Origin of the sequence: Polaromonas glacialis, assembly GCF_000709345.1 — a bacterium.
GTDB lineage: Bacteria > Pseudomonadota > Gammaproteobacteria > Burkholderiales > Burkholderiaceae_C > Polaromonas > Polaromonas glacialis.
Map to the genome: position 1 here is coordinate 2,688,058 of NZ_KL448323.1, position 21,999 is coordinate 2,710,056.

Genomic DNA, 21,999 nt, shown 5'->3' on the forward strand with positions numbered 1-21,999 from the left:
TGAGGCTTCGGGCTGACCGGGCGACTGCCACTTAACTCTTACGGGATGCTCCATGCCAACGATCACGACGCGACACTTTCTGAAAACCTCCGGCGTCCTGCTGGCCGGCCTGGTGCTGGCAGCCTGCGGCAAGCAGGAGCCGGCAGCCCCCGCCGCCGGCGCGCCTGCAATGCCTCCACCGGCGGCCGCCGCCAAGGTCTATGTGGTTGGCACCGACGCCGCCTATGCGCCGTTTGAATCGCAGAACGACAAGGGCGAGATCGTCGGTTTTGACATCGACGTGGTGAAAGCCGCTGCCCAGAAGGCCGGCATCGAGGTCAAATTCCTGAACACGCCGTGGGAGGGTATCTTCAATTCGGTGGCCCAGGGCGACCGCGATTTTCTGGTGTCGGCCATCACCATCACGCCCGAGCGCCAGCAGACGCTGGATTTCTCGACGCCCTACTTTGATGCGCAGCAGCTGATTGCCGTCAAGAACGACTCGAAGATCGCCAAGTTCGACGACCTGAAAAAACTCAAGGTCGGCGTGCAGAACGGCACGACCGGCGACGAGGTCATCACCAAGCTGCAGGGCAAGGACAGCGCCAACATCAAGCGCTTCGAGTCCACGCCGCTGGCGCTAAAGGAAATGGAAGGCGGCGGCGTCGATGCCGTGGTGGCCGACAACGGCGTGGTGGTCCACTATGTGAACAACAACCCCGATTCAAAATTCAAGACCATCGCCGACAGCACTTTTGCATCCGAGCAGTACGGCATCGCGGTCAAGAAAGGCAACGCCGAACTGCTGGAAAAAATCAACAAAGGCCTGGCCGGCATCAAGGAAGATGGCACTTACGCCAAGATCTACACCCAGTATTTCGGTGCTGCCCCTGCTGTGGCAGGCGCAGCCCCCGCATCCGCTGCCGCCAAGTAAACCCTGACCTGAGATGCAGCGCACCGGCCCACGGCGGGCGGGCGCTGCATCTCAGGCGCCCGGCCGCCCCAGGCCATGCAGCAACTGCCCGCGCGCCGCCTCGGTGATGGCCGCCACGCACGGATGCGTGATGCGCCGCTCGACCGTGACGGCGAAGAAGTCTTCCACCATCTCGCTGGTATGGCCAATCACCTCGACCCCGTATTGCGCCACCGTCTCGGCCTCCAGCACGCTGGCCGACATGAAGATGCCCCGGCCTTCGCGTCCAAAAGCCTTCATCAGCGCGCCATCGTCGAACTCGCCAATGATGCGGGGGTGAATCTGGTGCTTGGTGAACCAGCTGTCGAGCTGTTTGCGCACCGATGAGGCGGCACTCAGGATCAGCAGCGGCGCATCGTTCAGGCACTGCGGAAAATCGCCCTTGAGCGTGCTTTTAAGCCCCGGCGTGCAGAAAAAACTCATGGGCGTGCTGCCCAGCGGGTGGTTGAAGGCCTTGATGCTGACGCGGCCCGACATCGGCTCGTCGGCCATCACCAGGTCCAGGCGGTGCAGCGCCAGCTGGGCGAGCAAATCCGGAAACTTGCCTTCGCTGCAGATTAGCCGCACCGGCTGCTTCATCGCCAGCGCGGGCTCCAGCAAATGGTAGACCATCGACTTGGCCACCGAATCGGCCACGCCGACCCGGAAGTCCAGCGTCTTCTGGCCGCCGCTGGCCTGGCGCAGGGCCGTTTCCATTTCAGCCCCCAGCGTGAATATCTGGTCGGCATAGCCCAGCGCCAGCCGGCCTTCGTCGGTCAGCTCTAACTGTCGTCCGCTCTTGCGGAACAGCTGGCGCCCCAGCCAGGCCTCCAGCAGCTTGATCTGCCCGGACAGCGTCTGCGGCGTGGTGTGCAGCTGCTCGCCGGCGCGATTGATGCCGCCGGCCTTGGCCGTGACCCAAAAGTAATGCAGGTGCTTGAAGTTCATGCTGTGGTTCCCCTGAAATGAAGTGCTTGCTGTCGAATCAGCTTGATAGTTCGTATTTTTCGAAGTGAATTGGTTATAAATACGAATTTACACGAAGTGAAAAACTTTCTATAGTGAAAGCCATGACGTCATTTTTTTGATGTTTAAAGGAGACTTCCCATGCGCCTGAGCACCAAAAGCCGTTTCGCCGTGACCGCCATGATCGATATTGCCCTTCAGGGCAACGCCGGCCCGATTTCGCTGGCCGACATCGGCATGCGGCACAGGATTTCAGTGTCCTACCTGGAGCAGCTGTTCAGCAAGCTGCGCCAGAGCGGACTGGTCGAAAGCACCCGTGGCCCGGGCGGCGGCTACTCGCTGAGCCGCGCCAGCGAGAGCATTTCGGTGGCCGACATCATTGGCGCCGTCGAGGCCCATTCCGACAAGCCGGGCAAGGCTGACAAGGCGGTGGCCATGCAGCAAGGCTCGGGCGAGTGGATGACGCAGGAATTGTGGGCCGCGCTGAATGCCAAGATGGTCGAGCACATGCAGTCGATCAGCCTGCGCCACCTGGCCAGCGAGCAGCGCGCCAAGGGCGTGAAGATCGAGGCACGTCCGGCCAAGCGTGGCGTGTTCAGCGCGCCCAAGCCCAAACCGGTCTACACCACGGCGCCGAACTCGGTGTTCGCCCTGGGCCGCTCGCTGCTGGGCAGCCGCTGAGCGCCGCCAGCGCCTGGCGCTGAAAATAAAGTGTGAAGCCCGCCGATAAGCCGGATTCTGTGCGCCGGGCTTCCTTGCCCTAAAGCAAGTTGGCCCGGTGTGACCGCCATTAATCTGGGCCGGGGGTCGCCCACCCGGCTCGGTGCCACCTACCCGCCAGCTCCGCGGAACCACGTCAACGCTGGCCTATTTGGTGTTGCTGCGCGTAGAGATTGCCCGTTTCACCCGCACTGAAGCGGCTCGTCTCTGTTGCTCTGATCCTCACCTCGCGGTGGAGAGGTGTTACCTCCTACGCTGTCCTGTGCAGTCCGGACGTTCCTCCAGTGCTTCCTTTCGGAAAAATGCACCAGCGGCGGTCTGGCAGGCTTCACCCCTGCATTATGGCAGTGCGCCACAATGTGCTTTTGTCCGTCGAAAACGAAAGGGAGACCTCATGAAAGCCGACAGCATCCTCGCCACCATTGGCAACACGCCCCATGTCCGCATCAACCGCCTGTTCGGCCCCGATGCGCAGGTATGGATCAAGTCCGAACGCTCCAATCCGGGCGGCTCGATCAAAGACCGCATTGCGCTGTCCATGGTCGAGGCTGCTGAAAAATCGGGCGCCCTGCAGCCCGGCGGCACGATCATCGAGCCGACCTCGGGCAACACCGGCATCGGCTTGGCGATGGTCGCGGCCGTCAAGGGCTACAAGCTGGTGCTGGTCATGCCCGACAGCATGAGCGTCGAGCGCCGCCGCCTGATGCTGGCCTACGGCGCCAGCTTTGACCTGACACCGCGCGCTGGCGGCATGAAAGCGGCGATTGCCCGCGCCCAGGAACTGATTGCCGCCACGCCGGGCAGCTGGATGCCGCAGCAATTCGACAATCCGGCCAACATCGACATCCATGTCCGCACCACCGCGCAGGAAATCCTGGCCGACTTTCCCGACGGACTCGACGCGCTGATCACAGGCGTGGGCACCGGCGGCCATCTGACCGGCTGCGCCCGGGTGCTGAAAGCCGCCTGGCCGCAGCTCAAGGTGTTTGCGGTGGAGCCTGCGGCCTCGCCGGTCATCTCGGGCGGCGCGCCGGCACCGCATCCTATCCAGGGCATTGGCGCTGGCTTCATCCCGAAGAACCTCGACACCAGCGTGCTCGACGGCGTGATCCAGGTCGATGCCGAACCGGCCCGCGAAATGGCGCGCCGCTCGGCCAGCGAGGAAGGCATGCTGGTCGGCATTTCCTCAGGCGCGACGCTGGCGGCGATTGCCCAGAAGCTGGCTGAACTGCCGGCGGGCAGCCGCGTGCTGGGCTTCAACTACGACACCGGCGAGCGCTACCTGTCGGTCGAGGGATTCTTCCCCGTCTGACGCCCATGCGCTTGTTCCTGCCGCTGGATTGAGGATTCAGCGGCAGGCGATCCACCAGCCTTTAAAATCGCTGCTTCTGCTTGATAACCACAAGCCACGAACCGGACGATCCATGCTCAGACTGACTGAAATCAAACTGCCGCTTGCACACGCTGAAAATGCGCTGCAGGGCGCCATTCTCAACACGCTCAACATCACAGCCGGCGACCTGGCGCGCTTCACCGTCTTCAAGCGCAGCTTCGACGCCCGCAAGGCCGAGATCATGCAGGTCTACATCGTCGATGTGGACCTGGCGAGCGCCGCGCAGGAAACCGCGCTGCTGGCCCGGCACGCCGGCAACCCGCACATCTTCCCCACGCCCGACATGGCCTACCACCCGGTAGGCAGCGCACCCGCCAGCCTGCCGCTGCGCCCGGTCGTCGTCGGTTTCGGCCCCTGCGGCATATTCGCCGCGCTGGTGCTGGCGCAGATGGGTTTCCGGCCCATCGTGCTGGAGCGCGGCAAGACCGTGCGCGAACGCACCAAGGACACCTGGGGGCTGTGGCGCAAGAACCAGCTCAATCCCGAATCGAACGTGCAGTTCGGCGAAGGCGGCGCCGGCACGTTTTCCGACGGCAAGCTCTACAGCCAGATCAAGGACCCGCGCCACCTGGGCCGCAAGGTGATGAACGAGTTCGTCAAGGCCGGCGCGCCCGCCGACATCCTGTTTGAGGCGCATCCGCACATCGGCACCTTCAAGCTGGTCAAGGTGGTCGAGAACCTGCGCGAGCAGATCATCGCGCTGGGCGGCGAAATCCGCTTCCAGCAGCGCGTGACCGACGTGCTGATCGAGGGCGGCGCTGACAACAAACACATTCGCGGCCTCACGGTCCTCGACCAGGCCACCGGTCAGAGCTACGGCTTGCGCGCCGACCAGGTCGTGCTGGCGCTGGGCCACAGTTCGCGCGACACCTTCGCCATGCTGCATGAACGCGGCGTGTACGTCGAGGCCAAGCCTTTTTCCATCGGCTTTCGCGTCGAGCATCCGCAAGGCCTGATCGACCGCGCCCGCTGGGGCCGCCATGCGGGCGATCCATCGCTGGGCGCGGCCGAATACAAGCTGGTCCACCACGCCAGCAACGGCCGGTCGGTGTACAGCTTTTGCATGTGCCCCGGCGGCACGGTGGTCGCCGCCACGTCCGAAGCGGGCCGTGTCGTGACCAACGGCATGAGCCAGTATTCGCGCAACGAGCGCAACGCGAATGCCGGCATCGTCGTCGGCATTGACCCGCGCGACTATCCGGGCAGCCCCTTGGCCGGCATCGATCTGCAGCGCCGGCTCGAATCCCATGCCTATGTGCTGGGCGGCGGCAATTACGAGGCGCCCGGCCAGCTGGTCGGCGATTTCGTCGCCGGGCGCGCATCCACCGGGCTGGGCGAGGTCATGCCGTCTTACAAACCCGGCGTGGCCATCGGCGATTTGTCGTCCGCCCTGCCAGGCTACGCGATTGACGCCATGCGCGAAGCCTTTCCCGCCTTCGGCCAGAAGATCAAGGGTTTTGACCGCCACGACGCGGTGCTGACGGGTGTGGAAACGCGCACCTCGTCGCCCATCAAGATGAGCCGGGGCGACGACATGCAGAGCCTGAACGTGCGTGGCCTGTACCCGGCCGGCGAAGGCGCGAGCTACGCGGGCGGCATCTTGTCGGCCGGCGTCGATGGCATCAAGGTGGCCGAGGCGGTGGCGCGCAGCGTGCTGGAAGGCGCCGAAAACGCGCGCCTGGCCTTCGCCTGAACCCCCTGCCGGAGCGGATAGGGGATACTTCGCCCTCACGGTTTCACACCGCAACGCCATCACAATACGGCGCACCAATTTTCAAGGCAGCGCCAAGGCGCCGCTCAAACCTCAACCTGACAGAAGCGATCCATGACCGAAACCCTGAACACACCGGCTGAAACCGAAGCATCTCCTGCGCCTGCTGAAGCGACAACGCCGCCCCAACGCCAGGGCCGGCAAGGCGGTCGCGGCCGGGCACCGGCAAAGCCTCAAAACCAGGCCCGCGCGCCGCGCGAAGTGCATCCGGTCCTGAAACAGCTGTTTGATCTGTACCCGAAGATGTTCGGTGCGCAGTTTCTGCCGCTCAAGCTGGGCGTGTACCAGGACTTGCTGGCGCTGCACCCAGAACTGTTCAAGCGCGAAGACCTGAAGGTCGCGCTGGGCCTGCACGCCCGCTCCACCCGCTACCTGGAGAGCGTCGCCGCCGGCCATGCGCGCCACAACCTGCAGGGCGAGCCGGTCGAGCCCGTGGCGCCCGAGCATGTCCACCACGCCATCATGGAAGTGTTCCGCCGCCGCCAGGCGCGCTCGAACCAGGACTTGCGGCCTTATGCGCGCGCGCAGCTGATCGAGGCGATTGAAGCGTCCGGCCTGAGCCGCGAAGATTACTTGCTGTGCATTCGCCAGCAGGACGATATTTCGGTGGCCCTGCTCGACGATGCCTTTGCCGAACTGGCCGCGCAAGCCGCCAAGCGCGACGCGCTGCGCAAGATGTTCGAGGCCAGCGGCAAGACCGTCGCCGAGTTCTCCGACATGTACGGCATGAACCCCGATGAAGTGGCCCGGACACTGGAACTGTCGCGTGTTGCGCAAGCGGCGCAAGCGGTTGCCGCGCCAGCAGAGGCAGAGGCCAGCGCGCAGGAAGCCGCACTGCCAGCCGAATCCACCGACGAACCCATTCCAGCCAACAAGCCTGAAGCCCCTTGAGAAAAAGCCGGCACGTCAAGCCGGCGATGGGATGAAGCAGCAAAAAAGGCCAGGACTTTTAAAAAGTCCTGGCCTTGCCATTTATTTGCTACTGATTTAATAGCTGCTTGCGCTCGTGGATAGTGCGCAAACGGCCTTTTTTAGTTAAATCTGGCGCTTCTCGACGCTCAGCCCTGCGCGTTTTGCAGCGCCGCGATGCGTTCTTCAATCGGCGGATGCGTCGCAAACAGTTTGCCCATGCCGCCGGTGATGCCCATGGCTTCCACGGCCTTTGGTAACTCGCCGGGCTGCATGCCGCCCAGGCGGGCCAGCGCATTCATCATCGGCTGCTTGCGGCCCATCAGTTGCGCAGCGCCAGCGTCGGCGCGAAACTCGCGATGACGCGAGAACCAGGCCACGACGATGGCGGCGGCAAAGCCCAGCACGATGTCGAGCACGATGGTGCTGACGTAGTAACCGATGCCGGGGCCGGAGTTGTTGCTATCGCCCTTGCGCAAAAAGCTGTCCACCGCGTAGCCGATCACGCGCGACAAAAACACCACGAAGGTGTTCATCACGCCCTGGATCAAGGTCATGGTGACCATGTCGCCATTGGCGATGTGGGCAACTTCGTGGGCGATCACCGCCTCGATTTCTTCCTTGGTCATGCCCTGCAGCAAGCCGGTGGTCACGGCCACCAGTGACGAGTTCTTGAACGCGCCGGTGGCAAAGGCATTGGGCGCGCCTTCAAAGATGCCGACTTCGGGCATGCCGATCTGGGCTTTTTCCGCCAGCTTGCGCACCGTCTCGACAATCCAGGCTTCATCGGCATTCTGGGGGCCTTCGGCGCCATTGATCACGCGCACACCGGCACTCCACTTGGCGACGGGTTTGCTGATCAGCAGCGAAATGATGGCGCCGCCAAAACCCATGATCAGCGCAAAACCGAGCAGCGCTTGCAGGTTCAGGCCGTTGGCGGTCAGAAAGCGGTTAACGCCCAGCAGGCTCGCCACAATGCCCAGCACGGCCACCACGGCAATGTTGGTCAAAATAAACAGAAGGATGCGTTTCATGAATTCTCCGGGAGGCGTTGAATAAAGGCAGGGGTCAAAAAAGAGCACCACGGGTACACGCCCGGATTGTGCATATCTCGGCAGGAAGTGGGGGAGTTTCAGCCCAAATCAAGCTTTTCCGTATGGAATATGGCGGGCAGGGAACCCAGGTTTTTCTGATTTTTTTCCTGGTTCGGCGGGCGAAAAACCGACAGGTCATCATAAAAGGAAAAGTCCTCGTTGCCGGGCCACCAGCCCGGCACGCCCAGCACCGGCAGAGGCAAAAAAGGCTTGCCGGCGAGCTTGGCGGCATTCAGATCATGGGCCACCCAAAGATCCAGTTCCGCTATCGAATCAATAGCTGGTTGTGCCTGGTAGATATGCGCGGTGATCGGTTTTCGTGCATGAACCAGTTTTTCCAGCAGCGCATGGCCGAACAGCACCAGCTGCGCCTCTTTCCACAGCGGGCGAAGGCCGACAAACAGGCGCTGCCAGTCGCGCGCCTCCAGCGCATCCCACAGCGGCGGCGGCGCCAGCAGGAAGGCGGCGTTCTCGTCAAAAACGGTCAGCGCGTCGCGCACCGGGCCGCGCAATGGCGGATTTTCGCCTGCGCTTGCGCCCGCCAGTTCAGCCTCATGCAGCTGGTTGATTTTTTGCTTGATTCGGGGAAAGCGCAGCCAGCACAGGCCGTTGAAGAAGTCGTGCAAGTTGTCGCGGGTCGGGCACTGGCCGCTGTGGAACATGTAATGTTCATAGGCCTGGCCGGGCGGCAACGCGCCTTGCGGGACGAAGCGCACCGGGACGGCAGGCGCATGGTTCAGGGCATCGGGCAGGGCCAGGCCCGCAGTGATGGCCTTCGCCACGGCCTGCCCCTGTGCGCGCCAAGGGTCCAGCCATGGCCGACTCCAGTCAATATGTTGAAGGTGTTTTGTCAGCAAGCCAGTGCAAAGCCTTCAGGTTTTTTGAGCAGCCGCACCTTCAAAACCGGACCGGTGTCGGGCAGCAGCTTGAAATAATTCGGGTACGCGCCAAACAACTCGTCCAGAGGCTTGTCGCCTAACTGGACATTGCCCTCCTGCAACAGGGTTTCCATCATGCTCAATTGCCTGACCGTATCGGGCAGCCAATTCGGGAAGGCTGCGAAGATTCGCCGAACCGCCTGTGCATCTTTCGATGGGGGCGCGGCCGGCACGAGAGAGTTCTTCTCGTCAAGCGACTGGATCACCAGCACAGCCGGCGGTAAGGCGGGAGATTTTCGTAAAAGAATTCGCGTAGGCTGGTGCGCAGGACTCAACTCGAAATAGGTCGCATGCTTGGCCAGAAATGTGGTGGATTTCGTCGTCTTGCTCAAAATCCCCTGCTGGCGCAACACGCACACCACCTGTGACAGGTGCTGTGGACCTTCGCGCAGGCCGGGAATGGCTTTGAGGATGCGCTGCACCTCATCAGGCAACGGCAGGCGCGAAAGCATCCCGGATGCCGGATGCGGTACGGCGGGGAATTTTTCAATGCAGGGCGCGGTCATGACTCCCGACGTGGTTGAGGCGCTGGCCACAGGTTCCAGCGGCCTGACAGGAATTGCCGGCAACACAGGCACAGGCACAGGCACGGCAACAGGCGCCACCGCAGGCCTGACGGGCACAACAGGCACTACGGACTTCGCCGACACGGGCGCGGCAGGCGCCGGAGCGAACACCGGCGCGGGAAAGCACTTCACACGGTCGTAGTAAGCCTCCGCATCCCGAAACACAATGCCTTCCAACGAAAAACACCACACTTCGCAGCCCCATTCGCGCAGGCGCACGGCCAGCGGGGCAAAGTCGGCGTCGCCTGAGGCAATCGCAAACAGCCGGATGCCTTGCTGAAAATGCAGCGCGACGGCGTCGGCAATCAGCGCGGCATCGGTGGTGTTTTTCTCCAGCGGCAAATTGGAAAAGGTGCGCGTGCCCAGATAACGCCACACCGACCGCAGCCACTCCAGGCGCGGCCCGGCACCATAGGCGCGGCACACGCTGACCCGGCCCGCATAGGCTTTCAGTTCAGCCCAGGCTGCCTCAATGGCTTGCGGGTCGGAAAAATTGTCTGCATCAATCAGCAGCGCCGCTTGCTGCGGGCCATTCGCCCCCGGCACGGCGCTCATTCAGCCAGCAATTTCCACGGCAGGCTTTCCCCCGAGCGCAGCGGCTTGAGTTCCGCCTCGCCAAAGGCAAAGCTCACCGGCGGCGTCCAGCTTTCCTTGACCAGGGTGACCGTGCCCGCATTGCGCGGCAGGCCGTAGAAATCGGCGCCGTTGAAGCTGGCGAAGGCTTCGAGCAGGTCCAGCGCGCCGGCCGCGTCAAAGGCTTCGGCATACAGCTCGATGGCCGCGTGGGCGGTGTAGCACCCCGCGCAGCCGGTCGCATGCTCCTTGAGGTGCGCCGGATGCGGCGCGCTGTCGGTCCCGAGGAAAAAGCGCGCATTTCCGGACGTGGCAGCCTCGACCAGCGCGAGCCGGTGCGTCTCGCGCTTGAGCACCGGCAGGCAGTAGTAATGCGGGCGGATGCCGCCGGTGAAAATCGCGTTGCGGTTGTACAGCAGGTGGTGCGCGGTCAGCGTGGCGCCCAGAAACCGGTCGGCCCCAGCGACATACTGCGCGGCTTCCTTCGTCGTGATGTGCTCGAACACGATCTTGAGTTCCGGGAAATCGCGGCGCAGCGGGATCAGCTGGGTGTCGATGAACACGGCTTCGCGGTCGAACAGATCGATGTCGGGCGAGGTGACTTCGCCATGCACCAGCAGCAGCAGGCCTTCGCGCTGCATGGCTTCGAGGGTTTGATAGGTCTTGCGCAGGTCGGTCACGCCGGCGTCGCTGTTGGTCGTGGCGCCGGCCGGGTAGAGCTTGGCGGCGACCACGCCGGCGTCTTTGGCGCGCTTGATCTCGTCGGGCGGCAGGTTGTCGGTCAGGTACAGCGTCATCAGCGGCTCGAAATTCACGCCCTCGGGCACGGCGGCCTGGATGCGTTCGCGGTAGGCCAGCGCCTGCGCGGCGGTCGTGACCGGCGGGCGCAGATTGGGCATGATGATGGCGCGGCCGAACTGCGCGGCCGTGTGCGGCACGACGGTGTGCAGCGCTTCGCCGTCGCGCACATGCAGGTGCCAGTCGTCGGGCCGGGTGATCGTGAGCTGGGTGGCGGGAGTGAGGGTGGCTGAAGTCATGCGCTGAATTGTCGCACCGGCGCAAAGAAACTCCCGATGCGTGGCGCGCCCGGATACCGTTAACATGCGGGCCGGCTGCAGGATAATCCCGGCTGTTTCAACTCTTGCTCCCCAGGCTTGCCCTTCATGTCTTCCCCTCCCCACGCTGGCCATTCGCCAGAAGCCCTGCCGCTCCTTGATGACATCGACGAGCCGGTCCGGGTGCCGCTCAAGATCGAGGACTGGCTGACCGTCCTCGTCATGGGCGCGCTGGCGCTGATCACCTTTGCCAATGTCATTGCGCGCTATTTCACCAACCAGTCATTTGCCTGGACCGAGGAGTTCTCGGTGTTCCTGATGATCGTGCTGGCGCTGGTCGGCAGTTCGGCGGCGGTGGCGCGCGACCGGCATATCCGCATCGAATACTTTTCCGACAGCGGCTCGATGGCGCGGCGCAAGACTCTAGCGCGGCTGGGTGCGGTGCTGGTGGCGCTGCTGTTCACGCTGATTGGCGTCTTGAGCATCCGGCTGGTGTGGGACGACTACCGCTTTGGCGAGACCTCGCCGGGCATCGGGATTCCGCAGTGGTGGTATTCGATCTGGCTGCCGGTCATTTCCATCGGCATTGCGCTGCGCGCCGTGGGCCTGTTCATCCGCCGTGGACGCCGCGCATGATCGTCACGCTGCTGTTTTTGGCGTTCATCGCCATGATGCTGGTGGGCGTTCCCATTGGCGCTGCGCTTGGCCTGGCCGGCGCCACGGCGATTGCGCTGGCCAATGGCGATTCGCAGTGGTTCGGCCTGCTGGCCGTGCCGCAGAACTTCTACGCCGGACTGGGCAAATACCCGCTGCTGGCGATTCCGATGTTCGTGCTGGTGGGATCAATCTTTGACCGCTCCGGCGTTGCGCTGCGGCTGGTCAATTTTGCCGTCGCCATCGTCGGTCGCGGCCCCGGCATGCTGCCGCTGGTGGCGATTGCGGTGGCGATGTTCCTGGGCGGCATTTCGGGCTCGGGCCCGGCCTGCGCGGCGGCGGTCGGCGGCGTGATGATCGCGGCCATGAACCGCGCCGGCTACCCGGCGGCGTTCTCGGCCAGCGTGGTGGGCGCAGCAGCCGCCACCGACATCCTGATTCCGCCTTCGGTGGCCTTCATCATCTACTCGGTGCTGGTGCCGGGCGCTTCGGTGCCGGCGCTGTTTGCCGCCGGCATGGTGCCGGGCATCCTCGCCGGGCTGGCGCTGATCGTTCCGGCGGTCTGGCTGTCGCGCCGGCACAAGATGGGCGCCTTGGAGGCAAGCATGCCGCGCCCGCCCTTCTGGGCGAGTTTCCGCGAAGCGGTCTGGGGACTGGCCGCGCCGGTCCTGATCCTGGGCGGCATGCGCGCCGGGTGGTTCACGCCGACCGAGGCGGCGGTGGTGGCGGTTTTCTACGGCCTGTTCATCGGCATGGTGGTGTACCGCACGATCTCGGTGCGCGATTTGTTTCCCATCCTGCGCGAGTCGGGCGAGTTGTCGGCGGTGATCCTGCTGGTGGTGTCGCTGGCGGGCATCTTTGCCTATTCGCTGAGCACGCTGGGCGTGATTGACCCGCTGACGAATGCCATCGTCAATTCGGGGCTGGGCGAGTACGGCATCCTGTCGCTGTTGATTTTGATGCTGATCACCGTCGGCATGTTCCTCGACGGCATTTCGATCTTTTTGATTTTCGTGCCGCTGCTGCTGCCGATTGCCCAGTTTTACCACTGGGACCTGGTCTGGTTCGGCGTCATCCTCACGCTCAAGGTGGCGCTTGGCCAGTTCACGCCGCCGCTGGCGGTCAACCTGATGGTGTCGTGCCGGATTGCCAACGTGCGCATGGAGGAAACCGTGCGCTGGGTGGTCTGGATGCTGGGCGCGATGTTCCTGGTGCTGGTCGCCGTGATCGCCTTCCCTGAACTGGCGCTGTGGCTGCCGCGCAAGCTGGGCTACTGAGCCTGAACCGATTCTTGATTTTTACCCCAAGGAGACTCCGTGATCAAACGCAAAACCTTCCTCGGCCTGGCGATGACCGCCGCCGCGCTGGCCTTCAGCGCTGCCGCGCCCGCGCAGACGGCCTACAAGTCCGAATACAAGATGTCGCTGGTGCTAGGCCCCGCCTACCCGTGGGGCAAGGGCGGTGAAATCTGGGCCAACCTGGTGCGCGAACGCACGCAGGGCCGCATCAACATCAAACTCTACCCGGGCGTGTCGCTGATCCAGGGCGACCAGACGCGCGAATTCAGCGCCATCCGCCAGGGCGTGATCGACCTGGCCGTCGGCTCGACCATCAACTGGTCGCCGCAGGTCAAGGAACTCAATTTGTTCTCGCTGCCTTTCCTGATGCCTGATTACGCCGCAATGGACGCGCTGACGCAGGGCGACGTGGGCAAGGAGATTTTCAGGATCATCGACAAGGCCGGCGTGATGCCGCTGGCCTGGGGCGAAAACGGCTACCGCGAGATCAGCAATTCCAAGCGCGCCATCAAGATGCCCGAGGACCTGAAGGGCCTGAAGATCCGCGTCGTCGGCTCGCCGCTGTTCCTCGACACTTTCACCGCGCTGGGCGCAAACCCGACGCAGATGAGCTGGGCCGATGCCCAGCCGGCGCTGGCCACCGGCGCCGTCGATGGCCAGGAAAACCCGATGGCAATCTATACCGCCGCCAAGCTGCACACCATGGCGCAAAAGCATGTGACGATGTGGGGCTATGTGGCCGATCCGCTGATCTTCGTGGCAAACAAGGACATCTGGGCCTCGTGGACGCCCGCCGACCAGGCCATCGTCAAGCAGGCGGCGGTGGATGCCGGCAAGCAGGAAATCGCCATTGCCCGCAAGGGCCTGGCCGAAGCCGACCGTCCGTTGCTCAAGGACATTGCGGCCCAAGGCGTGACCGTGACGCAGCTTAGCCCGTCCGAGCGCGAAGCCTTCGTCAAGGCCACGCGCCCGGTCTACGACAAGTGGAAGAACCAGATCGGCGCCAACCTGGTGGCGACGGCTGAAAAAGCGATCGCGGCGCGCAAGAAATAATCGACACACCGAACGCAAAAAAGCCCCGGATTTCGGGGCTTTTTTGCATTCCAACGGCTGCAACCCTTGGCTGACGCCTGACTTTTCATCGATACACCCGGCCAATTTTTGCTACCGAATTTATAGCTGCTTGCGTATACTGCACCCGCGCCAGAGGCCTATTTTATGAAAAAAATAGTCCCCAGCTTGAAACGGATGCGCGCTATCGCAGGAAATCACCGCTTTCTTCCGGCTGAAAAACGACCTTGAGGATTTTTGCCGAGGCCGGCTCGCCACCGGGTGCGCTCCAGCGGGCTGTCTGGCCTTCCGCCAGGCCCAGCAATGCCGTGCCGACCGGAGACAGCACCGAGACAAAGCCCGTGTTCGGGTCGGTATCGGACGGATAGCACAGCGTCAGGGTGCGTTCCTCGCCCAGCATCTCGTCGGCGATCAGAACCTGGGAGTTCATGGTCACCAGATCGGGCGGCACGTCATAGGAAGACACCAGTTCGGCATTGTCGAGCACCGATGCCAGTTCGGCCGCAAATTCCATGTTGGGATGCTTGAGCAGCTTGCCGATGCGGACGTGATCGAGTTCGGTCAGAACGCGTGCGGGTTGCGGGGAAATGGCCATGGATGAACTCCTGAATCAAAAAGCCGGAACAGGCTTACCGGCAAGCCAGCGCTGCGAACGAGGCCCGGTGATCCAGAAAAAGGCGCTAAAAAGTCAAGGGAGGATGGATCGCCGGGCTCAGGAATGTGCCACGGGCTGGTGCGGCCACTGCGGCGGGCAGCCTGCCCCTGCGCGCACCGCCACCGAGGCAGCGATCGGGTACGCGGTGGCAAACAGGGTGAACATTGGCGTGGATCGCATAGAAGCTGATCCTAGCATCCTGCCAGGTGCAGGCAGGCACGACGCGGCCTGCCTTTTACGCTCAGTGCGACAAAATCTTGTTCAAAAAGTCCTTGGTCCGGTCCTTGCGATTTTCGGGATGGCTGAAAAATTCGGTTTTCGAGCAGTCTTCCAGAATCTTTCCGCCCACGTCCATGAAGATCACGCGGCTGCCGACCTTCTTGGCAAAACCCATTTCGTGGGTGACGACCATCATGGTCATGCCATCGGTGGCCAGGCCCATCATGCAGTCGAGCACCTCGCCGACCATTTCCGGGTCGAGCGCCGAGGTGGGCTCATCGAACAGCATGGCAATCGGGTCCATGCTCAAAGCCCGGGCAATCGCCACGCGCTGCTGCTGGCCGCCCGACAGCTGGCCCGGAAACTTGTCCTTGTGCAGCATCAGGCCGACGCGGTCCAGGTACTTCAGGCCATGTTTTTTGGCTTCGTCGGGCTTGCGGCCCAGCACCTTGACCTGCGCCAGCGTCAGGTTCTCGGTCACGCTCAGGTGCGGAAACAGCTCGAAATTCTGGAACACCATGCCGACCCGGCTGCGCAGCTTGGGCAGGTCGGTCTTGGGGTCATGCACGGCCTGGCCATCGACAAAAATCTGGCCTTTCTGGAAAGGCTCCAGGGCGTTGATGACCTTGATCAGGGTCGACTTGCCCGAGCCCGAAGGCCCGCAAACCACGACGACTTCGCCTTTTTCAATGCGGGTGCTGCAGTCATTCAGAACCTGCACGGCACCGTACCATTTGGAAACCTTTTTCAACTCAATCATTTTTTCTCCAGTGTGCGCGATGAAAATTTAGGGGCCCGGCAAATACCGGCCGTGTCAGCGAATGATGGCAATCCGGTTGTTGAGCAGCTTGACCATGTAGGACAGGCTGTAGCACAGCACGAAATAAACCACGGCAGCCAGCAGGTACGACTCTTCCGGCCGGCCGTAGATTTTGCCGGCGGTGGTGAAGCCCTTGAGCAGGTCATAGGCGCCAATGGCATAGACCAGCGAGGTGTCCTGGAACAAAATGATGGTCTGCGTCAGCAGCACCGGCACCATGTTGCGAAAGGCCTGCGGCAGGATGATCAGCCGCATGTTCTGCCCGTAGGTCATGCCCAGCGCCCGGCCGGCGTTCACCTGCCCGCGCGAGATCGACTGGATACCGGCGCGCACGATCTCGCTGAAATAGGCGGCTTCGAAGGCGACGAAGGTGATCGTGGCCGAAAGCTCCGCGCCGATCGGCCGGCCAATGATCGTCGGCACCAGCAGAAAAAACCACAGGATCACCATGACCAGCGGAATCGAGCGCATGCCGTTGACATAGATGGTGGCGGGAATCGCCAGCAGCTTGTTGCCCGACAGGCGCATGAGGGCCAGCAGCGTGCCCAGCAAAATACCGCCCAGCGTGGCGACCACGGTCAGCTGGACGCTGAACAGAAAGCCGTTGATGACGAACTTGGACAGGATGTCCCAGTTCAAAAAGGTCAGGTCAAGTCCAAACATGTCAGTGTCCTCCGCCGGTAGCGCCGACCACGACCAGGCCCGGTATCTGCATTTTCTTTTCGACCAGCGCCATCAGCCGGTTGACCGCAAAGGCGGAAATCGCGTACAGCGCGGTAACCGCGATATAGATCTCGACGCCGCGCGAGGTTTCTTCCTGCGCCTGCATGGCGAACATGGTGAGTTCGGCAATCGACACGGCAAACGCCACCGACGAGTTCTTCAGCAGGTTCATCGACTCGCTGGTCAGCGGCGGCATGATGATGCGAAAGGCCATGGGCAAAATCACGTAGCGGTAGGTCTGCACGGTGGTGAAGCCCAGCGCCATGCCGGCATAACGCTGGCCACGCGGCAGGGCCTGGATGCCGGCGCGCACCTGCTCGGCGATACGGGCCGAGGTAAAAAACCCAAGTGCCAGCACCACCAGCACAAAGCCGGGCACTTCCTTCATGGCCGGGAACATCTTGGGCACCACAAAGTACCAGAGGAAAATCTGCACCAGCAGCGGAATGTTGCGAAACAGCTCGACCCAGACGTTGCCCAGCCGCACCAGCCACGGGCTGTTCGGCAGGGTGCGCAAGGTGCCCATCAGCGCGCCGACGAGCATGGCGACGACCCAGGCGGCAATGGCAACGGACAGCGTCCAGCCCCAGGCGGTCATCATCCACTCCAGGTAGGTGCGTCCGCCACCATCGTCATTTAAAAAAACTTTCCAATCCCACGTCATGCTGACTCCTGCCTGTTGTTATTCGCTGCCTGATGAAAATTCCGCGTGTCAAACAACAAACCCCGCCAGCGCAATCACGAGCGGGGTCCGTTGACCTTGAGGGCCGATGTTACTTCTTGGCGTAGTCTTCCATCGGCTTGTCGTTCGGCGTGGCCCAGGCGGCCTTGGTGCTTTCGCTCACGGGCAGGCCGACACGGGTGTTCTTCGGGGGGATCGGCTGCATGAACCACTTGTCCCAGAGCTTGTTGATTTCGCCGGTCTTGATCAGTTCGTTAACGGTGCTGTCGCCAATCTTTTTCAGGTTGACATCGTCCTTGCGGACCATGATCGCAATCGGCTCGACGCTGAGCACTTCGCCGACGATCTTGAAATCGGCCGGGTTTTTGGCGGACGCGATATTGCCTGCCAAGATCGAGCCATCCATGACAAATGCATCGGCGCGGCCCGACTCCAGCAGCAGGAAGCTGTCGGAATGGTCCTTGCCATAGACTTCCTTGAAGTCGACGCCGTTGGCGCGCTCGTTCTTGCGCAGCGTCTGCACCGACGTGGTTCCGGTTGTGGTGGCGACGTTCTTGCCGGCGAGCTGGGCAATCGAGGTGATGCCGGAGTTGGCTTTCACCGCGATACGCACTTCCTCGACGAAGGTGGTGTGCACGAAAGCGACATCCTTGGCGCGCGTGGCGTTGTTGGTGGTCGAGCCGCATTCGATATCGACCGTGCCGTTCTGGACCAACGGAATCCGGTTCTGCGACGTGACTGGCAGGTACTTGACTTCAAGTTTGCGGCCAGCCGCTTTTTCAAGATTGGCAATGATTCGGTTACAGATTTCGACGTGATAACCCACGTATTTGCCATCACCCAGGGTATAGGACAGGGCGCCGGACGAATCGCGGACACCCATGGTGACGACGCCGGTAGCCTTGGCCTTGGCGACGGTATCGGTCGCCTGAGCAAAGGCTGCGCCTGACGCGAATAGCGCGAGCGCCAGAGTGGCTGTCTTGAATTTCATGAAATCTCCTGTGAAGAAACAATTGGAAAAAACTATTCTATAGAGGCCGACCGCAAGCCCGTGCCTAGGTTTACCCGGCCTGCTTGCCAGACAAACCGGCACTCCGTCGTGACTCCGCTTTCCGGCCATCACCGGGAAAAGCCTGCTTTTCAGCTTGCGCAGCGGCCCCGGGGAATGTCATTTTCCCGCAAGCAATTTTTGCGCCGTTCACTTCCGGTGCATCCACAGGCATGCGGCCTTGCCCTTCAAAACCCGCGTCGCCACGCCATGGCTTCGTGGTGGCAAACGAAGACTGAAAACATTTTTCGGGTGATGAACCGTGTCAAAAACGGGGCGTCACGCACTGTAATTTCACCACCCTGAAATCACCAATGCTGTTTGCACGGAAAACTATGCAAAATAGTTATAACAGCCCCGGGTTGCTACCTAGCGGCTGGCGATGGCCGGGCGGGCGCCGGCAGGACGCCAAGGCCGACCGCCTTTTCCTTGCCGTCGGCCTGCGACTGCAGATAGAGCCACAAATCCTGCGCGTGGCGCTTGGCGGGATTCCGCGTGCTTGGCCGTTCACGGTAAACCCGGACCTCCATGGTCATTTCCAGGCCTGCGCCGGCACTGACCAGCTTTCGGGAACGAAGCTCTTTTCTGACGGCGCTGAGAGGCAGAAATGCCACGCCGTGCCCTTCCAGCGCCATGGCTTTCAACCCCTCGGCCATGTCGGTCTCGTACACCCGGTCGAGATGGATGGGGACGCTCGACTGCTTGAGGATCAATTCCACCATGCGCCCCAGATAGGCCCCAGGCGCATAGCCCAGGTACGGCAGGGGCTGGCCGGCCTGCCCGGGAAGCCGGAATTCGGGCGCGCCATCGGCGTTCGCCCGGCAAAACGGCGCCAGCATTTCCTGGCCCAGCAACACCATCTCGTAGCGGTCGGCGTTCAACTGGAAAGGCTGCGAGTCGTGGTGATAGGAGATCAGGAGGTCGCAATTGCCTTCGGTCAGCCGCAGCACCGCGTCATGCACATTGAGCGCGATCAGCCGGCTCTTGATCGGGCCGAACTTGTCGCGCAGGCTGCTGACCCAGGCCGGGAAAAAGGTGAAGGCCAGCGTGTGCGGCACGGCAAATTCAATGAAGTCCTGGCCGGCCGACGTGTGGCCGCGCAGCATGGCCCGGGTGGACTGCAGGCCCTGCAGCATTTCCAGCGACTGGTTGTAAAGCGTCTGGCCTGCCGGCGTCAACCGCGTCGGGTAAGAGCTCCGGTCCACCAGATCGGTGCCGGCCCAGGCTTCGAGCGCCTGGATGCGCCGCGAAAATGCCGGCTGCGTGACATGCCGCAATTGCGCGGAGCGACTGAAACTGCGGGTTTCAGCGAGCGAGACAAAATCTTCCAGCCATTTGGTTTCCATGCGAGGATTATGCGGCTGGAAACCGCGCGGGCGGCGCGCGCCACGCCCCCGATGTCTGCAATCGGCGAGCGTTTTTTACTCATCTTTTAATAGCTGCTTACGCCCACTGGCAAAGCGCTATACCCCTATTTCATCCAAAATATTGTCACTGGCCTGCTGCTGCATGGCCCACATGTCGGCGTATCGGCCGTTGGCGGCCAGCAAGGCGTTGTGGTTGCCGCGCTCGACGATGCGGCCGGCGTCCATCACCAGGATTTCATGCGCATCGACCACGGTCGAAAGCCGGTGCGCAATCACCAAGGTGGTCTTGTTCTGCGCGGCGGTGCGCAGTTCGCCCTGGATGGCGCGCTCGTTGGCCGAGTCCAGCGCCGACGTGGCCTCGTCAAAAATCACCACCGGCGGGTTTTTCAGCAGCGTGCGGGCAATCGCCACGCGCTGCTTCTCGCCGCCCGAGAGCTTCAGGCCGCGCTCGCCGACCATGGTGTTGTAGCCCAGCGGCGTCGAGGCGATGAAGTCGTGGATGCGCGCGGCGCGCGCGGCTTCCTCGACCTCTTCGTGCGTCGCGCCGGGCTTGCCGTAGGCGATGTTGTATTCGACCGTGTCGTTGAACAGCACGGTGTCCTGCGGCACGATGCCGATCGCCTGGCGCACGCTGGCTTGCGTGACCTGCTTGATGTCCTGCCCGGCAATCGTGATGCGGCCCTGCTGCACGTCGTAGAAGCGGTACAGCAGCCGCGCCAGCGTGGACTTGCCGGCGCCCGACGAGCCGACCACGGCCACGGTCTTGCCAGGCGGAATCTCGAAGCTGACGTTGTGCAGAATCGGCCGCGCCGGATCATAGGCAAAGCTGACATTCTCGAAACGCACCGCCGGCGTGGACTCGATGAAAAGCGGCTCGGCGCCAGGCACATCGGCGATTTCGCGCTCTTTTTCCATCAGGTTGAACATTTTTTCCAGGTCGGTCAGGCTTTGCTTGATCTCGCGGTAGATCACGCCCAGGAAACCGAGCGGAATGTAGAGCTGGATCATGAAGGCGTTGACCATCACCAGGTCGCCCAGCGTCATGCGGCCATCAACCACGCCCTGCGTGGCGCGCCACAGCATCGCCACCAGCCCGAAAGCAATGATCAGCTGCTGCCCGGCGTTGAGCATGCTCAGCGTGCGCTGGCTCTTGATGGCGGCGGCGCGGTAGCGCTTGAGGTTCTCGTCGTAGCGGCCGGCCTCGAACTCTTCGTTGTTGAAGTACTTGACGGTTTCGTAATTGAGCAGCGAGTCCACGGCGCGGCTGTGCGCCGACGAATCGAGCTCGTTCATGGTCTTGCGGAACTGCGTACGCCAGTTGGTGACCAGCACGGTGAAGGTGATGTAGAACACCAGCGCAATCAAGGTGATGCCGGCAAACCAGACGTCGAACTTGACCGCCAGCAGGCTCAGCACCAGCGTCACCTCGATCAGCGTCGGGATGATGCTGTAGAGCGAATACGAGATCAGCGAATGCACGCCGCGTGTGCCGCGCTCGATGTCGCGCGTCATGCCGCCGGTCTGGCGCTCCAGGTGAAAGCGCAGGCTGAGTGCGTGCAGGTGCCGGAACACTTCGAGCGAGATGCGCCGCGCCGCGCCTTCGGTGGCCTTGGCAAACACCAGCTCGCGCAGTTCGGTGAACAGCGTGGTCGATAGCCGCAACAAGCCATAGGCCAGCAGCAGCGCGACCGGCACGACCAGCACGGCCTGCACGTCGCCGGGCTTGAAGCTCATGGTATCGACCAGGTTTTTGAGGAGCAGCGGCACGCCGACGTTGGCCAGCTTGGCGCCGACCATGAAGGCCAGCGCCGCGATGGCGCGCCATTTGTATTCCCAGAGGTAGGGAAACAGCCTTTTCAGCGTGTCCCAGTCGGAACGCGCAGGCGCGGGCGCTGCCTTGGCGCCTGGAGCCGCCATGGCAGGCGCGGGGTAGGAATCAGCGGAGGAAGCTCGGGAGCGCATACGTCACAATCGTTGGAGTTGTTTTTTCAAACCTCAGAGATTGTGCCTATGTCCTTCGAATCAAGCGCCTCCCCGGCCAATACCGCGCTCACAGCCCCAGCAAGCGCCGGCCTGGACACCCGCTCCCTGCACGGCCAGCTGCCGACCGACAAGGAGCTGGTGCTCAAGGTGATCCCGATGCCCGCCGACTGCAATGCCAACGGCGACATTTTCGGCGGCTGGGTGATGGCGCAGGTGGACCTGGCGGGCGCGGTGCTGCCGGCGCGCTATGTCGATGGCCGCATGGCGACCGTGGCGGTCAACCAGTTCATCTTCAAGCAGCCGGTGCGGGTCGGCGACATCCTGTCGTTCTTTGCTGCCGTGACGCGTATCGGCAACACCTCCATCACGGTGCAGGTCGAGGTGTTTGCCGAGGGCTTCCGGGCGCAGGGCCGCTACTTCAAGGTCACCGAAGCCAGCCTGACCTACGTGGCGATTGACGATGCCGGCAAGCCGCAAAAGATCGCCAAGCCTTGAATGCTATTTAATAAATAGCATGGTATGCATGCTGGGTGTGCGCAATAGGCACTTTTAACTACAAAAAC

The 21,999-nt window shown here is 62.6% G+C and carries 21 protein-coding genes and 1 other RNA gene; 9 read left to right on the plus strand and 13 right to left on the minus strand.

Annotated features, from left to right (window positions below; all coding sequences use genetic code 11):
- Window positions 1–52: 52 nt before the first annotated feature.
- Window positions 53–913, plus strand: a complete 861-nt coding sequence (locus EC86_RS0113200) for a basic amino acid ABC transporter substrate-binding protein (protein ID WP_029526120.1) — start codon at window positions 53–55, stop codon at window positions 911–913.
- Window positions 914–964: 51 nt separating this feature from the next.
- On the opposite strand, the gene nhaR is transcribed toward EC86_RS0113200, so the two are convergent.
- Window positions 965–1,879, minus strand: a complete 915-nt coding sequence (nhaR, locus tag EC86_RS0113205; RefSeq protein WP_029526121.1) for a transcriptional activator NhaR — start codon at window positions 1,877–1,879, stop codon at window positions 965–967.
- Between the two features lie 159 nt (window positions 1,880–2,038).
- Between nhaR and EC86_RS0113210 the strand changes: the two genes are divergently transcribed.
- Window positions 2,039–2,578, plus strand: a complete 540-nt coding sequence (locus tag EC86_RS0113210) for an Rrf2 family transcriptional regulator (RefSeq protein ID WP_029526122.1) — start codon at window positions 2,039–2,041, stop codon at window positions 2,576–2,578.
- Between the two features lie 30 nt (window positions 2,579–2,608).
- Here EC86_RS0113210 and rnpB read toward each other — a convergent pair.
- Window positions 2,609–2,947: RNase P RNA component class A (rnpB, locus tag EC86_RS27195), an RNA gene on the minus strand.
- 64 nt (window positions 2,948–3,011) lie between these two features.
- Between rnpB and cysK the strand changes: the two genes are divergently transcribed.
- From cysK to EC86_RS0113225, 3 genes are all read left to right on the plus strand, one after another.
- Window positions 3,012–3,929 carry a cysteine synthase A gene (gene cysK / locus EC86_RS0113215; protein ID WP_029526123.1) on the plus strand — a complete coding sequence of 306 codons (918 nt, stop codon included), beginning with the start codon at window positions 3,012–3,014 and terminating at the stop codon, window positions 3,927–3,929.
- A gap of 112 nt (window positions 3,930–4,041) precedes the next feature.
- Window positions 4,042–5,703 carry an NAD(P)/FAD-dependent oxidoreductase gene (locus EC86_RS0113220; RefSeq protein WP_029526124.1) on the plus strand — a complete coding sequence of 554 codons (1,662 nt, stop codon included), beginning with the start codon at window positions 4,042–4,044 and terminating at the stop codon, window positions 5,701–5,703.
- 132 nt (window positions 5,704–5,835) lie between these two features.
- A complete protein-coding gene (locus tag EC86_RS0113225; protein ID WP_029526126.1) occupies window positions 5,836–6,672 on the plus strand; it encodes a ProQ/FINO family protein in 837 nt (278 codons plus the stop codon).
- Window positions 6,673–6,839: 167 nt separating this feature from the next.
- On the opposite strand, the gene htpX is transcribed toward EC86_RS0113225, so the two are convergent.
- From htpX to pyrC, 4 genes are all read right to left on the minus strand, one after another.
- The gene (gene htpX, locus EC86_RS0113230) at window positions 6,840–7,724 is read right to left on the minus strand and encodes a protease HtpX (RefSeq protein WP_029526127.1); all 885 of its coding nucleotides are present in this window, start codon (window positions 7,722–7,724) and stop codon (window positions 6,840–6,842) included.
- Window positions 7,725–7,822: 98 nt separating this feature from the next.
- Complete coding sequence (locus EC86_RS0113235) at window positions 7,823–8,566, minus strand: DUF3025 domain-containing protein (RefSeq protein WP_156955311.1); 744 nt, start codon at window positions 8,564–8,566, stop codon at window positions 7,823–7,825.
- Between the two features lie 68 nt (window positions 8,567–8,634).
- The gene (locus tag EC86_RS0113240; RefSeq protein ID WP_029526129.1) at window positions 8,635–9,843 is read right to left on the minus strand and encodes an NYN domain-containing protein; all 1,209 of its coding nucleotides are present in this window, start codon (window positions 9,841–9,843) and stop codon (window positions 8,635–8,637) included.
- A complete protein-coding gene (gene pyrC, locus EC86_RS0113245; protein WP_029526130.1) occupies window positions 9,840–10,898 on the minus strand; it encodes a dihydroorotase in 1,059 nt (352 codons plus the stop codon). Before pyrC ends, EC86_RS0113240 begins: the two co-directional genes overlap by 4 nt.
- A 126-nt stretch (window positions 10,899–11,024) precedes the next feature.
- On the opposite strand from pyrC, the gene EC86_RS0113250 reads away from it, so the two are divergent.
- From EC86_RS0113250 to EC86_RS0113260, 3 genes are read left to right on the plus strand one after another with little or no spacing between them, the layout of a single operon-like run.
- Entirely contained in the window at window positions 11,025–11,552 is a 528-nt protein-coding gene (locus tag EC86_RS0113250; protein WP_029526131.1) for a TRAP transporter small permease, read from the plus strand.
- Window positions 11,549–12,847, plus strand: coding sequence for a TRAP transporter large permease (locus EC86_RS0113255; RefSeq protein ID WP_029526132.1), 1,299 nt, complete (start codon window positions 11,549–11,551; stop codon window positions 12,845–12,847). The genes EC86_RS0113250 and EC86_RS0113255 overlap by 4 nt, the downstream gene beginning before the upstream one ends.
- A gap of 42 nt (window positions 12,848–12,889) precedes the next feature.
- The gene (locus tag EC86_RS0113260) at window positions 12,890–13,921 is read left to right on the plus strand and encodes a DctP family TRAP transporter solute-binding subunit (protein WP_029526133.1); all 1,032 of its coding nucleotides are present in this window, start codon (window positions 12,890–12,892) and stop codon (window positions 13,919–13,921) included.
- 202 nt (window positions 13,922–14,123) lie between these two features.
- On the opposite strand, the gene rnk is transcribed toward EC86_RS0113260, so the two are convergent.
- The 7 genes from rnk to EC86_RS0113305 form a co-directional block, all read right to left on the minus strand.
- Window positions 14,124–14,534: a nucleoside diphosphate kinase regulator gene (gene rnk, locus EC86_RS0113265; protein ID WP_029526134.1), complete on the minus strand. Its 411-nt coding sequence runs from the start codon at window positions 14,532–14,534 to the stop codon at window positions 14,124–14,126.
- A gap of 301 nt (window positions 14,535–14,835) precedes the next feature.
- The gene (locus tag EC86_RS0113275) at window positions 14,836–15,573 is read right to left on the minus strand and encodes an amino acid ABC transporter ATP-binding protein (RefSeq protein ID WP_029526135.1); all 738 of its coding nucleotides are present in this window, start codon (window positions 15,571–15,573) and stop codon (window positions 14,836–14,838) included.
- A 54-nt stretch (window positions 15,574–15,627) separates the two neighbouring features.
- Window positions 15,628–16,296 (minus strand): amino acid ABC transporter permease, encoded by a 669-nt coding sequence (locus EC86_RS0113280; RefSeq protein WP_029526136.1) that lies wholly within the window; start codon window positions 16,294–16,296, stop codon window positions 15,628–15,630.
- A gap of 1 nt (window position 16,297) precedes the next feature.
- Window positions 16,298–17,020 carry an amino acid ABC transporter permease gene (locus tag EC86_RS0113285; RefSeq protein WP_029526137.1) on the minus strand — a complete coding sequence of 241 codons (723 nt, stop codon included), beginning with the start codon at window positions 17,018–17,020 and terminating at the stop codon, window positions 16,298–16,300.
- A 109-nt stretch (window positions 17,021–17,129) separates the two neighbouring features.
- On the minus strand, window positions 17,130–18,029 hold the full coding sequence (locus tag EC86_RS0113290) for a transporter substrate-binding domain-containing protein (RefSeq protein ID WP_029526138.1): 900 nt from the start codon (window positions 18,027–18,029) through the stop codon (window positions 17,130–17,132).
- 422 nt (window positions 18,030–18,451) lie between these two features.
- Entirely contained in the window at window positions 18,452–19,432 is a 981-nt protein-coding gene (locus EC86_RS0113295) for a LysR substrate-binding domain-containing protein (RefSeq protein WP_029526139.1), read from the minus strand.
- 117 nt (window positions 19,433–19,549) lie between these two features.
- The gene (locus EC86_RS0113305; RefSeq protein ID WP_198026787.1) at window positions 19,550–21,370 is read right to left on the minus strand and encodes an ABCB family ABC transporter ATP-binding protein/permease; all 1,821 of its coding nucleotides are present in this window, start codon (window positions 21,368–21,370) and stop codon (window positions 19,550–19,552) included.
- A 93-nt stretch (window positions 21,371–21,463) separates the two neighbouring features.
- On the opposite strand from EC86_RS0113305, the gene EC86_RS0113310 reads away from it, so the two are divergent.
- Window positions 21,464–21,931 carry an acyl-CoA thioesterase gene (locus tag EC86_RS0113310; RefSeq protein WP_084181318.1) on the plus strand — a complete coding sequence of 156 codons (468 nt, stop codon included), beginning with the start codon at window positions 21,464–21,466 and terminating at the stop codon, window positions 21,929–21,931.
- Window positions 21,932–21,999: the final 68 nt, after the last annotated feature.

Excerpts from the sequence above, each read along its gene's own strand:
- rnk (WP_029526134.1), bottom strand. The coding sequence starts at position 14,534 with ATGGCCATTTCCCCGCAACCCGCACGCGTTCTGACCGAACTCGATCAC.
- nhaR (WP_029526121.1), bottom strand. The coding sequence starts at position 1,879 with ATGAACTTCAAGCACCTGCATTACTTTTGGGTCACGGCCAAGGCCGGC.
- EC86_RS0113240 (WP_029526129.1), bottom strand. The coding sequence starts at position 9,843 with ATGAGCGCCGTGCCGGGGGCGAATGGCCCGCAGCAAGCGGCGCTGCTG.
- EC86_RS0113200 (WP_029526120.1), top strand. The coding sequence starts at position 53 with ATGCCAACGATCACGACGCGACACTTTCTGAAAACCTCCGGCGTCCTG.
- htpX (WP_029526127.1), bottom strand. The coding sequence starts at position 7,724 with ATGAAACGCATCCTTCTGTTTATTTTGACCAACATTGCCGTGGTGGCC.
- cysK (WP_029526123.1), top strand. The coding sequence starts at position 3,012 with ATGAAAGCCGACAGCATCCTCGCCACCATTGGCAACACGCCCCATGTC.
- EC86_RS0113250 (WP_029526131.1), top strand. The coding sequence starts at position 11,025 with ATGTCTTCCCCTCCCCACGCTGGCCATTCGCCAGAAGCCCTGCCGCTC.
- pyrC (WP_029526130.1), bottom strand. The coding sequence starts at position 10,898 with ATGACTTCAGCCACCCTCACTCCCGCCACCCAGCTCACGATCACCCGG.
- EC86_RS0113305 (WP_198026787.1), bottom strand. The coding sequence starts at position 21,370 with ATGGCGGCTCCAGGCGCCAAGGCAGCGCCCGCGCCTGCGCGTTCCGAC.
- EC86_RS0113310 (WP_084181318.1), top strand. The coding sequence starts at position 21,464 with ATGTCCTTCGAATCAAGCGCCTCCCCGGCCAATACCGCGCTCACAGCC.
- EC86_RS0113280 (WP_029526136.1), bottom strand. The coding sequence starts at position 16,296 with ATGTTTGGACTTGACCTGACCTTTTTGAACTGGGACATCCTGTCCAAG.
- EC86_RS0113220 (WP_029526124.1), top strand. The coding sequence starts at position 4,042 with ATGCTCAGACTGACTGAAATCAAACTGCCGCTTGCACACGCTGAAAAT.
- EC86_RS0113210 (WP_029526122.1), top strand. The coding sequence starts at position 2,039 with ATGCGCCTGAGCACCAAAAGCCGTTTCGCCGTGACCGCCATGATCGAT.
- EC86_RS0113275 (WP_029526135.1), bottom strand. The coding sequence starts at position 15,573 with ATGATTGAGTTGAAAAAGGTTTCCAAATGGTACGGTGCCGTGCAGGTT.
- EC86_RS0113225 (WP_029526126.1), top strand. The coding sequence starts at position 5,836 with ATGACCGAAACCCTGAACACACCGGCTGAAACCGAAGCATCTCCTGCG.
- EC86_RS0113290 (WP_029526138.1), bottom strand. The coding sequence starts at position 18,029 with ATGAAATTCAAGACAGCCACTCTGGCGCTCGCGCTATTCGCGTCAGGC.
- EC86_RS0113295 (WP_029526139.1), bottom strand. The coding sequence starts at position 19,432 with ATGGAAACCAAATGGCTGGAAGATTTTGTCTCGCTCGCTGAAACCCGC.
- EC86_RS0113255 (WP_029526132.1), top strand. The coding sequence starts at position 11,549 with ATGATCGTCACGCTGCTGTTTTTGGCGTTCATCGCCATGATGCTGGTG.
- EC86_RS0113285 (WP_029526137.1), bottom strand. The coding sequence starts at position 17,020 with ATGACGTGGGATTGGAAAGTTTTTTTAAATGACGATGGTGGCGGACGC.